General features: G+C 70.1%; 12 protein-coding genes. 3 read left to right on the forward strand and 9 right to left on the reverse strand.

The features are described from left to right. Positions 1–29 precede the first annotated feature (29 nt). Positions 30–1,427 carry an aromatic acid/H+ symport family MFS transporter gene (locus tag AB0I94_RS11515; RefSeq protein WP_363309274.1) on the forward strand — a complete coding sequence of 466 codons (1,398 nt, stop codon included), beginning with the start codon at positions 30–32 and terminating at the stop codon, positions 1,425–1,427. A 66-nt stretch (positions 1,428–1,493) separates the two neighbouring features. Further along, on the forward strand, positions 1,494–2,408 hold the full coding sequence (locus AB0I94_RS11520) for a Bax inhibitor-1/YccA family protein (RefSeq protein ID WP_363309275.1): 915 nt from the start codon (positions 1,494–1,496) through the stop codon (positions 2,406–2,408). Between the two features lie 131 nt (positions 2,409–2,539). On the opposite strand, the gene AB0I94_RS11525 is transcribed toward AB0I94_RS11520, so the two are convergent. Beyond that, entirely contained in the window at positions 2,540–2,770 is a 231-nt protein-coding gene (locus AB0I94_RS11525; protein ID WP_160505450.1) for a DUF4287 domain-containing protein, read from the reverse strand. Between the two features lie 132 nt (positions 2,771–2,902). Here AB0I94_RS11525 and AB0I94_RS11530 point away from each other — a divergent pair, with 132 nt between their 5' ends. After that, on the forward strand, positions 2,903–3,184 hold the full coding sequence (locus tag AB0I94_RS11530; protein ID WP_363309331.1) for a hypothetical protein: 282 nt from the start codon (positions 2,903–2,905) through the stop codon (positions 3,182–3,184). A gap of 3 nt (positions 3,185–3,187) precedes the next feature. On the opposite strand, the gene AB0I94_RS11535 is transcribed toward AB0I94_RS11530, so the two are convergent. The 8 genes from AB0I94_RS11535 to AB0I94_RS11570 all read right to left on the reverse strand — a co-directional run bounded on the left by AB0I94_RS11535 (position 3,188) and on the right by AB0I94_RS11570 (position 13,533). Next, on the reverse strand, positions 3,188–4,714 hold the full coding sequence (locus AB0I94_RS11535; protein WP_363309276.1) for a PQQ-dependent sugar dehydrogenase: 1,527 nt from the start codon (positions 4,712–4,714) through the stop codon (positions 3,188–3,190). A gap of 98 nt (positions 4,715–4,812) precedes the next feature. Further along, a complete protein-coding gene (locus AB0I94_RS11540; RefSeq protein ID WP_363309277.1) occupies positions 4,813–5,487 on the reverse strand; it encodes a lytic polysaccharide monooxygenase auxiliary activity family 9 protein in 675 nt (224 codons plus the stop codon). Positions 5,488–5,545: 58 nt separating this feature from the next. Beyond that, positions 5,546–6,658 carry a lytic polysaccharide monooxygenase gene (locus AB0I94_RS11545; RefSeq protein WP_363309278.1) on the reverse strand — a complete coding sequence of 371 codons (1,113 nt, stop codon included), beginning with the start codon at positions 6,656–6,658 and terminating at the stop codon, positions 5,546–5,548. Between the two features lie 34 nt (positions 6,659–6,692). After that, a complete protein-coding gene (locus AB0I94_RS11550) occupies positions 6,693–8,477 on the reverse strand; it encodes a glycoside hydrolase family 6 protein (protein ID WP_363309279.1) in 1,785 nt (594 codons plus the stop codon). Between the two features lie 148 nt (positions 8,478–8,625). Further along, positions 8,626–9,753 (reverse strand): cellulose binding domain-containing protein, encoded by a 1,128-nt coding sequence (locus tag AB0I94_RS11555; RefSeq protein ID WP_363309280.1) that lies wholly within the window; start codon positions 9,751–9,753, stop codon positions 8,626–8,628. A 373-nt stretch (positions 9,754–10,126) separates the two neighbouring features. After that, on the reverse strand, positions 10,127–11,152 hold the full coding sequence (locus tag AB0I94_RS11560; RefSeq protein WP_363309281.1) for a LacI family DNA-binding transcriptional regulator: 1,026 nt from the start codon (positions 11,150–11,152) through the stop codon (positions 10,127–10,129). Between the two features lie 68 nt (positions 11,153–11,220). Next, a complete protein-coding gene (locus AB0I94_RS11565) occupies positions 11,221–12,069 on the reverse strand; it encodes a hypothetical protein (RefSeq protein WP_363309332.1) in 849 nt (282 codons plus the stop codon). A 243-nt stretch (positions 12,070–12,312) separates the two neighbouring features. Then, positions 12,313–13,533 carry an acetyl-CoA C-acetyltransferase gene (locus AB0I94_RS11570; protein ID WP_363309282.1) on the reverse strand — a complete coding sequence of 407 codons (1,221 nt, stop codon included), beginning with the start codon at positions 13,531–13,533 and terminating at the stop codon, positions 12,313–12,315. Positions 13,534–14,017 lie beyond the last annotated feature (484 nt).

Consider the following 14,017-nt stretch of genomic DNA (forward strand, 5'->3'; position numbering starts at 1 on the left):
ACCAGGTCCCACGAAGAAGTGAGAACCCCGTGACCGCTCCCCGAGGCGCCGCTCCCGAGCGCACCTTCAGATCAGTGGCCCCCGTCATAGCCCTGTGCTGGCTCGTCGTCTTCTTCGACGGCATGGACGTCAACATCTACGGCGCCGTGATGCCGCACCTCATCGACGACAAGGACTTCGGCTTCACCGCGTCGACCGCGGGCACCATCGGCTCCTGGACCACCTTCGGCATGCTGATCGGCGCCCTCGGCTGCGGCACGCTCACCGACTGGATCGGCCGCAAGCCGATGGTCATGGGCAGCGTCGCGCTGTTCTCCCTGGGCTCCGCGGTCTGCGCGCTCGCGCCGAGCGCCGCCGTCTTCGGCGGCGGGCGGTTCATCGCCGGGCTCGGGCTCGGCGGTCTGATGCCGATCAGCCTCGCGATCGTCGCCGAGTTCGCGCCGCGGCGCAGGGCCGCGCTCGCCACCGGCCTGATGATGACCTCGTACCACGCGGGCGGCATGGCGGCCACGGGCCTCGGACTCTGGCTCGGGCCCGACCACGGCTGGCGCGTCGTCTTCTGGGCGGGCGTCATCCCCGCGGTCGTCGCCATCCCCCTCGTACTGAAGTGGCTGCCCGAATCGCCCGGCGTGCTGCTCTCCAAGGGGCGCACGAGCGAGGCCGAGGCCGTCGCCGCCCGTTTCCTGTTGCCGTCCCCGACGCTCGCCGAAGCCCCCGAGGCGGGCGCCAAGGGCCGCTTCGCCGCCGTCGCCTCGCTCTTCGGCCCCGGCCAGCGGTTCGCGACCCCGCTCCTGTGGCTCGCGTCCTTCGCCGGCCTGCTCCTCGTCTACGGCGTCTCCACCTGGCTCCCCGAGCTGATGCGCGCCTCCGGCTACTCCCTCTCCTCCTCCGTCACCTTCCTCATGGTGATCAACGCGGGCGGCATCGTCGGCATGCTCGTCGCGGGGCGTCTTGCGGACAAGTTCGGCGCCGTGCGGATCTCGGCGATCTGGTTCCTGCTCACCGCCTGCGGCACCTTCCTGCTCAGGGCGGAGCTGCCGCTCGGTGTCGCGTACGTGATCGTCTTCATGACCGGCATCTGGCTCTTCTCGGCGCAGGTGATGGTCTACGCCTCCGCTCCCTCCGTCTACACGCCCGCCCAGCGCGCCACCGGGCTCGGCTGGATCACCGGCGTCGGGCGCACCGGCGCGGTCGTCGGGCCGTGGCTGGGAGGCGCCGTGGTCTCCGGCGGAAACGCGTCCCTCGGATTCACCACCTTCGCCGTGGCCGCGGTGCTCGGCGCCTGCGCGATCTCGCTGGTGCCACTCGTCCGGCGCAGCCGCCGTGCCCCGGCCGACGAGGGCGGATCCCCCGCCGCACCGGGAACAGAGAGCACCGGCTCAGGCGTTCTTGGTCACAAGGAGGGAAAGATCCTCCCCAAGCACTAGGGTCTTCCTTTTGCCTACGCATTACTCTTGACCCAAAGCCACGCACGGTGGCCATGGAGGAGTGAAATGAGGAGCAGTAACCCGGTCTTCTCGCGACGGGGGTTCAGCCGCGACAACGGCTACGCGGGCTTCGGCACGCAGCCGCAGGCCGGGGGACCCGCGGGCGGGACACAGACCCAGCAGGGCAATCCGTACGCCGCCGCGGGCCAGCAGGCCCCCGCCAATCCGTACGCGACGAACCCCTACGCCCAGCAGGACCTGCAGTACGGCGCGCCGCAGGCGCCCGTAACCACCGCCGGCCGTATGACGATGGACGACGTCGTCATGCGTACGGCCACCACGCTCGGCACGCTGCTGGTCACGGCCGCGCTCGCCTGGGCGCTGCTGCCGGTGGACGACGCCAGCATCAGCAAGTCGTTCGGCATCGCGATCGGCGCAGGCCTCATCGCGATGGTGCTCGGCCTGGTGCAGGCCTTCAAGCGCAAGGCCTCGCCCGCGCTGATCCTGACGTACGCCGCCCTGGAAGGTGTCTTCCTCGGCGTCGTCTCCAGCATCGTCGACAACCGCATCGCGGACGGCGCGGCCATGCAGGCCGTGCTCGGCACGATGGCCGTCTTCGTCGGTGTCCTCGTCGCCTACAAGGCGGGCTGGATCCGCGTCAACCGTCGCTTCTACGGCTTCGTGATGGCCGCGGCGATGGGCTTCCTGCTCCTGACCGCCGTGAACCTGCTGTTCGCGGTCTTCGGCGGCGGTGACGGCCTCGGCTTCCGCAGCGGCGGCCTCGGCATCGTCTTCGGCATCGTCGGCATCCTGCTCGGCGCGTGCTTCCTGGCCCTGGACTTCAAGCAGGTCGAGGACGGCATCGCGTACGGAGCGCCGAAGGAAGAGGCCTGGCTCGCGGCGTTCGGTCTGACGATGACGCTCGTCTGGATCTACCTCGAGTTCCTGCGCCTGATCGCCATCCTTCAGGGCAACGACTGACGCGGCTGACTCGGCCGGATCGACTCGGTTGGATCGACTCGGTTGGATCAACGAAGGGCCCCGCGGAACGCATGTTCCGCGGGGCCCTTCGCCGTATGTGTGCGTGTGTGTGAGTGAGGGGGACAGGGGGATCAGAGCAGCTTGCGCGCTGCCCGGCGCAAGTCGTACTCGTGGATGATTGCCTTGGCGTGCCCATAAGCCAGGTTGTGCTCCGCGCGGAGCCAGCTGACCTTCTCCTCGAAGCGGAAGAGAGAAGGGCCTTCGTCCACGGCGCGAAGCCAGTCGGAGATCTCACGACCGGTGCAGTGGGGGATTCGGGCGATCAGGTTGCGGTGGGTCTCCTCGGAGAAGACTTGTGACATCGGCGCCTCCGGACGCGTCGCGATGTGTTCCGTCCTTCACGACACCGTGCCTGAGCGTTGGGGCGTTGGCAACAGTCCCGTCCAGGCGCATAAGGTCGCCGGGTGCTTGATACGACGCCTTTGACGGCCGCAGTGGACCAATTCGCCGACCGTTTGCGGGCCGCCCCGCAAAGTCGCCTGCAGCGGGGTGCGGCGACCGAGGCGCTGGCTCTGGCCAGGGAGTTGGCGGTGCGCGCGCAAGCCATCGAGGAGCCCGGCGTCCCGCCGCGCGAGATGCCGGACGCCGGGATGTTCGCCGCCGCCGACCAGATCACGGTCGCGGGGCGCGATCTGGCCCTCGTACTGGAGGATTCCGAGGAGCTGGCGCGGGCGCTGGAGCTCGTGGAGGAGGCGCAGAAGCGGGCCGGGGTCTAGGTCTCAGCGGCCGACGGCGCAGGCGTCCCCGTTGAGCGTGAAGCGCGGCGGAGGCGACGAGTCGCCGGTGTGGTCGGCGAGATAGCCGAGCGTGATGCTCGCGCCGGGGGCGATCGTGGCGTTGTACGTGGCGTTGGTGGCCGTGATGGTGTTGCTGCCCTGGGTGAGGTCGGTGTTCCAGTCGGAGACGACCCTCTGACCGAGGGCCAGCGGGAACTTCAGCGCCCAGCCGGTCACCGGGGTGCTGCCGGTGTTGGTGACGGTGAGGTCGACCGTCGTGCCGGTGCCCCAGGTCTTCACGGTGCGGTCCACCCGGCAGGTGGGTTCCTCCCGGGCGAAGGACACGCGGTGCAGGCCGCCGGGCAGGTCGTTGACCACGTAGAACTCCCCGTCGACGGTGGTGCCGATCGACGTCACCTGGGTGGGCATCTCGCCGATCTCGGCCTGGTCGTAGCCGCCTTCGCCGTCGGGGCGCAGTGCCCAGACCGTGGAGGAGCAGTAGTCGGTGGCGATGTACGTGCCGCCGACGAGGCCGGCGTACTTCTGACCCCGGTAGACGTGGCCGCCGATGACCGAGCAGCCGCCGGTGTACGGGGAGTAGGTGAAGACCGGCTCGGTGTACTTCTCGCCGGGCACGCAGTGGCCGCCGTCGAACCGCTCAAAACCCTCGTAGCAGGACCAGCCGAGGTTCTGCCCGCCCTGCCCGGACGCGAGGTGGTCGATCTCCTCCCAGCGGCCCTGGCCGACGTCGCCGATCCACATCGAGCCGTCGGCGCTGTCGAAGGAGAACCGCCACGGGTTGCGCAGCCCGTACTGCCAGATCTCGGCGCGGGCCCCCGGGGTGCCGACGAACGGGTTGTCGTCCGGGACGCAGTAGGCGAGCGGGGCACAGGCGCGGCGCACGTCGATGCGCATGATCTTGCCGAGGAGGGTGTCGAGTCGCTGCCCGGCGCGCAGGGGGTCCGCGGAGCCGCCGCCGTCGCCGATGCTCCAGTACAGGTTGCCGTCGGGGCCGAACGCGAGCTGACCGCCGTTGTGGTTGCTGTGCTCGGCGTGCGGCTGGGAGAGCAGGACCTCCAGGCGGGACTCGTCGAGCCGGTAGCGGGCGACGGTGACCGCGCCGTCGGGCCGGGCCGTGTACGCCAGGTACAGGTGGTGGCTGTCGGCGTAGTCGGGCGGGAGCGCGATGCCGAGCAGGCCGCGCTCGTTGCCCGATTCGTCCACGGCCGACGTGATGTCGATGAGCGGGTTCCGGGCCAGGCCGGTGTCCGGGTGGTAGACGCGTACGGTGCCGGACTTCTCGGTGATGAACAACCGGTCCGTGCCGTCGTCGGGGGCGACGAGGGCGGTGGGCCGTCTCAGCCCGGAGGCGACCTGGGTGGTGGTCGCATGGAGCGACGGCAGGGGCACGGTGTCCGCTGCCGCGGGCGGTGCCGCCGCGAAGGACCGGGGCCCGGCGACGGGCGAGAGGGTGAGGGCGGTCAACAGCAGGGTCAGTATGAGAGATCCGGCCCAGTGGCGTCGTGACATAGCGGCTCCAGTGACGAGTGGTGCGTCGGTACGTCAGGGCATGGACGCGTCCCGCCGGGCGGCGTACCGCGTCCGGCGGGACGGTCCTGAGCGGCAGCTCAGCGGAAGTTCACATCACTGCACAGGAAGTACGTCTGATCCATGTGCGAGGCCTGCCAGACCGTGTAGACGATGTGGCGACCGCTGTATCCGGACGTGCTCACAGGGATCGAGTAGTTCTGGCTGGGCGCGTACTTGCCGGTACGGGCCACCAGTTGGAGGTCGCTCCAGCGCAGCGGCTGGGTGGTGGGGTCGTAGCCCTGCCGGGTGACGTAGACCAGGAAGTAGTCCGCGCCGTGGCTGGCCTGGTCGTACAGCTTGACGTCGAAGTTGGCGCCGATGTCCGTGGTCTTCCACGGGCCCGCGGCGTCCAGCGCGTTGTAGCGGCCACCTTCGGTCCGGCCGCCGCTGCACAGCTGACCGTCGGGGACGACCGCCTGGAAGTTGCCTCCGGAGCCGTTGCGGTACAGGCCGTTCCAGTTCCACATGGCGTTGGGATCGGCCCGCCACGCCTGCCAGCACATGGGGTCTTCCTTTTCCATGGCCGGGTTCAGGTGGTCGCTGCCCCAGCGCAGCCAGCAGCCGTAGTTGCGCGATGCCGGGTCGACGACCGATCCGTGGGCCACGGCGGTGCCGCTCCAGGGGATCAGGCTGAGCAGCACCGCAACGAAGGTGCTCAGGACGAGCGTCAGCCGGCGCCGCCGCCCGCTATGGGCATGCATATGACAATCCATGATCTCCTTCTTTCCGTGGGGGAGTGCCTGTGGTGCCTGTCTTCCTGTGGGGGTGTCGTCACGGCTTGACGCAGGTGATCGAGCCGACCGGCAGGTTGCTCCCGGTCGAGGTGGCGGTGAAGCCGAACGTCACCGCGCCGTCCGGTGGGATGGTCCGGTTGTGGTCGGCGTTCTTGACCGTGACCGTGCCGTCCGGGCCGTTGCCGAGGGTGCCGTTCCAGACCTGGTTGATCTTGGTGCCGTTGCCCGGCTGCCAGCGCACGGCCCATCCGTCACGGGTCGTGGTGTTGTGGTTCATCACCTCGACGGAACCCTGGAAGCCGCCGTTCCAGGAGTTCGTCACCTTGTAGAGGGCCATGCACCCGACGTGCGCGTCATCGGTCGGGGTCGGGGTGGGGGGCGGCGTAGAAGTCGGGGTCGGCGTAGGGGTCGGGCCGCCCGGCTCGCGGATACCGGTCACCTCGCCGTTGCCGCCGTCGAAGACGATGTCGGAGCAGGAGAAGAAGTTCTCCTGGCTGTCCGACCGCACCCACTGGATGAACATCATCGCGTCACCGGAGCGGCCCGAGGGCAGCTTCAGGTCCCAGTGGTAGTGACCGGACTCGCTGCCCACCGAACCGGACTGCGGTGGGTCGGTGACGGTCTGGACGAGGTCGAGGTCGCCCCAGCCCAGCGGCTTCGTGGGCGAGTAGCCGGGCTTGGACACGTACACCCGGAAGTCGCCGGGGTGCGCCGCCCAGTTGCTGTGCTTGATCTTGATCGTCGACCCGGAGGTGAGGTGCGTCCGCGGCCAGTCGGCGCGGGCGGCGTTGTAGCCGGTGAAGTTGTACGGGGAGCGGTCGCCGGCGCTGCACAGCTTGCCGTCCGGGACGTAACCCGGGCCGCGTCCGCCCGCGTTGGAGTCGAGTACGGCGAACCAGTTGTACAGCGCGTTCGCGCCGCTCTCCGCGAGCGCCGCCTTGCACGCCGGGTTCGTCGGGTCGAGCGCGCCGGTGCTGGTCCTGGCGTCCTGGTAGCAGAGGTAGGTCCGCGATCCGGGTGTCATCGTCACACCGTGCGCCTGCGCGCTGTTCTGGCCGACCAGGGCCAGACCGAGCCCGCTGAGCAGCGTGGCGAGGACGGCCAGTAAGGACAGTGATCGTCTCTTGCTCAGAGTCTTGTTCAGAGCCATGGTGCCTCCTTTGGTGGGTGGACCGTCGCGAGGTTCACCTGGGCGGTGTGTCCCAGGCCGGTGCGGTGGGTGACCCCCCGCCCGCGTCCGTGGTGACCCTCAGCGCGGCCGAGGCCGGGGACCTGTTGCCCGCGGCGTCCCGGGCCCGGACGATGTAGCGGTAGGCGGTGCCGGCGCTCAGCCCGGTGTCCGTGTACGTGGTGCCCGACACCGGCGACGCGGCGATCCTGGCGCCGTTGCGGTAGACGTCGTAGCCGCTCACGCCCACGTTGTCGGTGGACGCCTTCCAGGCCAGTGAGACGCTGTTCGCGGTCTTCGCCGTGGCCTTCAGGCGCTTGGGCGCGCTGGGGGCGGTGGTGTCGCCCGGGCCGGTGCCGCCCGTGGGCACGGCCGGGTAGGCGTTCTTCACCAGCATCGCGAACTGGTCGTGGAACCAGTGACCGGCCAGCGGTGCGTCCGGCAGGGCGCCGGTCTTGCTGTTGCCCGCGCCGGGCGCGGTGTAGTCCGGGTCGCACATCGGGTCCTGGCGCTTGCCCTCGTCGTTCGGGATGTCCTTGGCGGCCCCGTCGGACTCACCCGGCGGCTTGACCCACAAGAAGGCGTCCAGGTGCGAGTCCGGGTGGCCGGAGGGCGCACTCTGCGGAGGCTGTCCCAGACCCGCGCCGTCGACGTTGCACCACAGCCCGCGATGCGCGCGCCGGTCGGCCTTGGACTCGGTGACGTAGGTGTCGAGCGTGGTGCTGGTGCTCTCGGCGGTCGGGCGGGCGGAGCCGCCCCAGCCGTTGCGGGAGGTGTCGATGACCATGCCGGTGGAGGCGGGCCAGCCGGCCGCGACCAGGGTCCGGTGCATGTTCTTGGTGAAGTCCGACTCGTCGAAGTTCGCGTTCCACCCGTAGAACGTGCCGGACTTGACCATGTCGCCGCCGACCGTCTTGTCGGGGTCGGTCAGGAACGGCTCCGCCGACGGCGTGTAGTTGGAGACGTTCGTGATCAGCCCGTCGACGCTGCTCAGCCCGGCCGCGGTGCCCTTGGCGACGTCGGTGTACAGCTGCGCCGTCTGCGCGAGGTTGGTGTCCCAGCCGAGCCAGCCGGAGTGGGCGACGTCGAGGTAGGTGTAGACGTTCGGGATGGCGTGCAGCTTGTTCAGGGCGTACTGGGCGGCCTTGACGTAGATGCCGCTGCTCTTGGCCTGGGCGCACTCAGGGTCGGCCGTGTTGGTCACCAGGTTCGGCAGGCCGTCCGGTTCGATGACCGTGGTGATGCGGATGCCCTGGTACTTGGGCTTCTTGAAGACCTTCGCGATGACGTCGATGTAGTCGCTCTTGTAGCGGTCCAGGCCCGCCTGAGTGAGCGGCAGTTCACCGCTGGAGGCCAGGGACGCGCAGTCCCGGCCGGGCAGGTCGTACACGACGAACGTGGCCGTGATCGGCCGTCCGGGCTTCTTCTGGGCCAGCGCCAGGTCGAGGTGGTCGGCCAGGCTCTTGCGGCCGGCGTTGGCGTCGCCGCCGTGGATCGCCGCGATCCGGTCCAGCCAGACGGCGGTGGGGTAGCTCTTGACCTTCTCCATCCTGGCCTTGAGCGCGGCGTCGGAGGTCTTGGCGATGGATGCGTCGACGCTGGTCGCGTAGTCCGGGTTGACGTAGAAGCTCGCCCCGGCGAACGGGTTGTCGACGTGTGCTTCCGCGGCGACCGCGGGCCCTCCCGCGAGCTGGCCCGTCACCCCGAGCGTCAGGGTGGCCAGTGCGGTGGCCAGGACCGCCGCCGTTCGTCGGCGCGAGCGCCGTAAGCGCGTGTCGGCCGGTCTTCTCGGGTTGGTCATCGTGCCTCCTCGGTGGTACGGAGCGGGTGGTTCCGGCTCTGCGGTCAGGAGCCGGAGGAGAGCCGGGGCCCGCCCTGTTGGTGCAGGGAGGAAGAGCGGGCCCCGGGGCAGGCGGGACACGGCGGGCCGGGCGGCCCCGCCGGCCGGGTCACGCGACAGCGCAGGCGGTGCCGTTGAGGCTGAAGGCGGTGGGCTTGGCGAACGTGCCGCTGGAGGTCCCCTGGAAACCGAACGACTGGCTGCCGCCCGGCGCGATCCGCGCGTTGTGGGAGAGGCCGCTCGCCGTGACCGCTCCTGATGACGGGGTGACGGACGCGTTCCAGGCGTTGGTGATCCGCTGGCCGGACGGCAGGGCGAAGGCGAGCTTCCAGTTGTCGACGGCCGCTGAACCGGTGTTGCTCACGGTGACGTCGGCGGTGAAGCCGCCCTGCCAGGTGTTCGTGCCGTACGACACCTTGCACGCGGCCGGGCCGCCGGGGTCGCCCGGACCGGTGCCACCGGTGTTGACGGTCGACGAGAAGGAGTTGACCGAAAGGCCCGCGCCGTTCTGCCAGGGTTCGAAGCCCGCCTGAACACTCGTCAGGTACCAGTCGTTCTCGGCCATGCCGCGGGCGACGGCCTGCCGGACGAAGTCCATGACGTCGAAGTCCCAGCTCGCGATCGCCGACGGGGCGACGAAGGACAGCACGTCGTTGCCGCCGTTGTTGCCCGACCACACCTGCCAGGTGCGTCCGCCCACGGTGGCCGTGCCCACCTGGGAGCCGATGGGCTGGACCGGGCCCACCTTGTTGAACCAGATCATGATCTCGGTCCGGTTCACGCCGTCCTTCCGTGGCGTCGGGTCGAGCCAGATGTCGTACGAGGCGTTGTAGACCGCGTCACTGACATAGCCGTAAGAGATGCTGCTGGGCGCGCTGGATACGGTGCTGAGCTGCGCCGGAAGGTTGGTCCCCGGCGAACAGTTCGTGTAGTGGCAGCCGTTGAAGATCGACGGGTACGACTTGGGGGCCCCGTTGGTCGGCACGGAACCGTCGGCCCGGGTGACCTTGAAGCCCGTGTCCGAGGCGGAGACGCACTGCGTCTGGGTGGTGCCCCAGCGGTTGTTCTGGACGACGTAGCGCCCCTGGACCGTGGTCGATCCGAAGGGTTCGCAGATCGTGGTGTCGGCCTGGGCCGGTGCCGTCGCGGTGATCAGCGCGGCGACGACGGCGAGAGCCGTGAGGAGCGTTCCCAACAGGCCGCGTAAGGCGCGGACGTGACGCGGTGACGATCGCATGCGGGGGCCTCTCGTGGGAGTGCGGGGGACGGCCCAGTGGGTGCGCTCCCAGCTCCCCCATGATGGGAGCGCTCCCACTGGTGGTTCGGTCGTGGACTCTAAAAGCCCCCCATGTCCCTGACAAGAGGTGGTGCAGCAAACCGGACGAAGCGATTTCGAAAGGCCAGGTCGCAGGGGTGCCCGACAAAGGGGATGTGAATTGGGAGCGCTCCCGAGAGTGCCGACGTCGGCGCCCGACGGGCCGGACGGTGGTCGGCGGGGCACACGGCGCCGGGCGAGTCGAGCGGTGGCGGACGGGTCACGTGGCGCCGGACGAGTCAAGCGATACGGAAGGGGCCAAGCGATATGGACGGGTCAGGCGATACGGAACGGGTCAAGCGGAGTCGCGGAGCACCAGCTCCGTGCGCAGGATGACGTGCCGCCAGGCCACCGGCGAGTCCTCCATCTCCTCCAGGAGCAGCCGCACCATGGTCCGGCCGATCTCCTCGATCGGCTGGCGCACCGTCGTCAGACGGGGGTCCGTGTGCTGCGCCAGCAGGAAGTCGTCGAAGCCGATCACCGCGACGTCCTGCGGCACCCGGCGGCCCACCGCGCGCAGGGCGTTCAGCGCTCCGGCGGCCATGCTGTCCGAGGCGGCGAAGACGGCGTCGACCCCGGGGTCACGCGCGATGATTTCGGCCATCGCCGCGCGCCCGCTCTGCTCGGTGAAGTCCCCTTCGACGATCCAGGAGGGTCTGATGTCGATGCCCGCGCGCTCCAGCGCCTCGCGGTAGCCGCGCAACCGGCACTGGGCGACGTACATGTCCAGCGGCCCGGTGATGGTCGCGACCGCGCTGCGCCCGCTGCTCAGCAGGTGGTCGACGGCGTCGCGGACGCCCCCGGCGTTGTCCGCGTCGACGTAGGTGATGCTCTCGTCGCCCGAGCGCCGGCCCAGCATGACCGTGGGCAGCCCCGCGTCCGCGAGCATGTCGGGCAGCGGGTCATCCGCGTGCAGGGACATCAGCAGCACACCGTCGACCCGGCCGCCGCGCGCGTACTCCACGAAGCGCCGCCGCTCGACGTCCGTGCGCACCTGGGTGAGCAGCAGCTGCATCTTGGTGTCGGCCAGCGCGTCCCCGACGGAGCGGATGGTCTCCGAGAAGAACGGCTCCCCGAACTTCCGCCAGTCCGGTTCCGTCATGACCAGGGCGACGGCGTCCGCGCGGCGCCCGGCCAGTGAACGGGCCGCCAGGTTGGGCACGTACCCCAGTTCGGCGACGGCGCGCTGCACGGCACGCCGGGTCGAGTCCTTCACGCCTGCCACGTTGTTGATGACGCGGGAGACGGTGCCCCGCCCCACACCGGCGAGCGCGGCCACCTCCTCCAGGGTCGGCGCCGCGCCGGGGCGCTGCTTGCCCATGACCCTCTCCCCCCACCCAGAGAAGATCCGATATTACGCTCGCGGCCTCCGGGCGTGGCCGAATCCCGTCAGACCGAGGCGATGACGCGGTCCGCGAGGATGTAGACGTTCTCGGTGCCGCACTCGAAGGTCAGGGCGTAGGCGCCGGAGACTCCGGAGCCGCCGAGCAGGACCGGGGTGTGGCCGTCGCGCAGGGCGTCGGCGAGCAGCTCGGCGGTCTCGCGGTGGCCCGGGGTCATGCAGAGCGTCGTGCCGTCGGCGAAGACGTAGACGTCCAGCGTGCCGAGCGGGCCCGGGCGGACGTCGGCGAGCGCCGTGCGGGCGTCGGCCAGTTCCTCGAGGCAGGCGACCGTGCGCTCGTGGTCGCCGTTGACGGGGGACTGGACCGGGACGAAGTCGGGGTGCGAGGGGTGGCGGCGGCGGGCCGCGGCCAGCTCCGGGGAGTCTCCCCCGAAGACTCCGTCCAGGGAGGTGCCCCCGGCGAACTCGTCGGCCGGGTCGGCGTACGGCTCGATGACCGGCTCCAGGCTGTCCGCCTCCAGGCCCGCGAGGTCCGCCTGGCGGGGCACGAACAGCTCGTCGGCCATGTCGGAGAGGCCGGGCAGGCCGCTCAGCAGGGAGGGCGCGTCGGAGGCGTCACGGGCTTCCTGGGCGGCCCAGAAGGCTCGCGCCTCGGCCAGCTCGCGCTCCCGTTCCTCGGCGAGGGCCTCGGCGACGGCCGTGCGTATCTCCTCGGCGTCCGCGGTGGTGCGGGCGGCGGGAACGGTGGCGTGCGCGGTCGCCGACTGGCCCTGGGCCAGCTCGGTGCGCAAGGCGGTGATTTCGGCTAGCTGCTTCCGCAGCCCGTGCACGGCGTGCAGGGCGGCGGCACCCACGGCCGTGGCAGCGGCCGTGGAGAGCAGCAAGGCAAGAGGCATGGCGCTCACTGACGTACTCCCGGTTTCAAGTCGACCCCCGACTTCCTACATCAGCTTGAAGCCTGCACGATCCACCTGTCAGTGCATTACGTCACGAATTGGACAGGTCTTTCGGCCCGGCGTTTACCCGCAGACGCGCTCTGAGCTGGGTATATGCAACTCCCCCAGGAGATAGGTCACATCCTGGGGGAGATTGAGTCACGAATCAATGGAGGCGCAAGGGATTCGCGGGGGTCGGAGGGGTCAGCTGAGGCGCTCGATGACCATGGCCATGCCCTGGCCACCGCCCACGCACATCGTCTCCAGGCCGAACTGCTTGTCGTGGAACTGGAGGCTGTTGATGAGCGTGCCGGTGATGCGGGCGCCGGTCATGCCGAAGGGGTGGCCGACGGCGATGGCGCCGCCGTTGATGTTCAGCTTGTCGATCGGGATGTTCAGGTCGCGGTAGGAGGGGATCACCTGGGCGGCGAAGGCCTCGTTGATCTCGAAGAGGTCGATGTCGTCGACGGTGAGACCGGCGCGGGACAGGGCCTGCTTCGACGCCTCCACCGGGCCGAGGCCCATGATCTCGGGGGAGAGGCCGGTGACGCCGGTGGAGACGATGCGGGCGAGCGGGGTCAGGCCGAGCTCGCGGGCCTTGGTGTCGCTCATGATCACGAGGGCGGCGGCGCCGTCGTTGAGCGGGCAGCAGTTGCCGGCGGTGACGCGGCCGTCGGGGCGGAAGACGGGCTTGAGGCCCTCGACGCCTTCGAGGGTGACGCCGGCGCGGGGGCCGTCGTCCTTGCTGACGACGGTGCCGTCAGGGGTCGTCACCGGGGTGATCTCGCGCTCCCAGAAGCCGTTCTTGAGGGCTTCCTCGGCGAGGTTCTGGGACCTGACGCCGAACTCGTCCATGTCCTTGCGGGTGACGCCCTTGGCGCGGGCCAGGTTCTCGGCGGTCTGCCCCATCGCGATGTACGCGTCCGGGAGCAGGCCGTCCTCACGGGGGTCGTGCCAGTCGGAGCCCTCGGTCTTGGAGACCGCCTCGGTGCGGGCCTCGGCGTCGGCGAAGAGGGGGTTGTGGGTGTCGGGGAGGCCGTCACTGGACCCCTTGATGCTGCGGGACACCATCTCCACGCCGGCGGAGATGAAGACGTCGCCCTCCCCGGCCTTGATGGCGTGCAGGGCCATGCGGGAGGTCTGCAGGGAGGAGGAGCAGTACCGGGTGATGGTGCAGCCCGGCAGGTGGTCCATGCCCATCTGTACGGCGACGATGCGGCCGAGGTTGTGCCCCTGCTCGCCACCCGGCAGTCCACAGCCGAGCATCAGGTCGTCGATGAGCTTCGGGTCGAGCTCGGGGACCTTGGCGAGGGCGGCCTCGATGATGGTGGCGGTCAGATCGTCCGGTCGAAGGTCCTTCAGGGAGCCCTTGAAGGCGCGGCCGATCGGGGTGCGGGCGGCGGAGACGATCACGGCTTCGGGCATCACGGCACTCCTACTGGCGGGGGCGCCCCGGGCAGAGGTGAGGCGGGGCGCGGTTGGCTGGCGGGACTCGGGGTTTCGGGACTCCTTCGGAAGTTACCTGTACGTACCGCGGCCAGTCATCGGGCGGGGACTGTGATGCGGAACGCATTTTTCTAAGCGCTTGCTCAGTCTGGCGTGGGCGCCTTTCGCTGGCGGGGGCGCCCATGGCTGTGGGGTGGCTTGATGCAAGGGCGTCAGGGGCGGTCCCTGCCCCGCCGCTGCGCGGCGGGTCTCTCCCGCCCGCCCACCCGATTACCCGGTGGCGTCTTCTCCCCTGCCTCACTTGCTGCGGGTGGACGTCCCAGCCTGGGCGCTGCGCGCCGGATGTCCCCCGCCCGCCCGAGCTCCTGGTTCCGCCATCCGCCGATCGCCTGGGCGGCGGCTTTTCGCCCCCGATCCCACTGCCGGGTAAACGGGTGGGTGGGCGGGAGAGATCCGGCGCGGA

The sequence above is a fragment of the Streptomyces sp. NPDC050147 genome (assembly GCF_040660195.1).
GTDB lineage: Bacteria > Actinomycetota > Actinomycetes > Streptomycetales > Streptomycetaceae > Streptomyces.

Bases quoted from the DNA above. Each gene is read 5' to 3' on its own strand.
- AB0I94_RS11520 (WP_363309275.1), top strand. From the start codon at position 1,494: ATGAGGAGCAGTAACCCGGTCTTCTCGCGACGGGGGTTCAGCCGCGAC.
- AB0I94_RS11525 (WP_160505450.1), bottom strand. From the start codon at position 2,770: ATGTCACAAGTCTTCTCCGAGGAGACCCACCGCAACCTGATCGCCCGA.
- AB0I94_RS11535 (WP_363309276.1), bottom strand. From the start codon at position 4,714: ATGTCACGACGCCACTGGGCCGGATCTCTCATACTGACCCTGCTGTTG.
- AB0I94_RS11540 (WP_363309277.1), bottom strand. From the start codon at position 5,487: ATGGATTGTCATATGCATGCCCATAGCGGGCGGCGGCGCCGGCTGACG.
- AB0I94_RS11545 (WP_363309278.1), bottom strand. From the start codon at position 6,658: ATGGCTCTGAACAAGACTCTGAGCAAGAGACGATCACTGTCCTTACTG.
- AB0I94_RS11550 (WP_363309279.1), bottom strand. From the start codon at position 8,477: ATGACCAACCCGAGAAGACCGGCCGACACGCGCTTACGGCGCTCGCGC.
- AB0I94_RS11555 (WP_363309280.1), bottom strand. From the start codon at position 9,753: ATGCGATCGTCACCGCGTCACGTCCGCGCCTTACGCGGCCTGTTGGGA.
- AB0I94_RS11560 (WP_363309281.1), bottom strand. From the start codon at position 11,152: ATGGGCAAGCAGCGCCCCGGCGCGGCGCCGACCCTGGAGGAGGTGGCC.
- AB0I94_RS11565 (WP_363309332.1), bottom strand. From the start codon at position 12,069: ATGCCTCTTGCCTTGCTGCTCTCCACGGCCGCTGCCACGGCCGTGGGT.
- AB0I94_RS11570 (WP_363309282.1), bottom strand. From the start codon at position 13,533: ATGCCCGAAGCCGTGATCGTCTCCGCCGCCCGCACCCCGATCGGCCGC.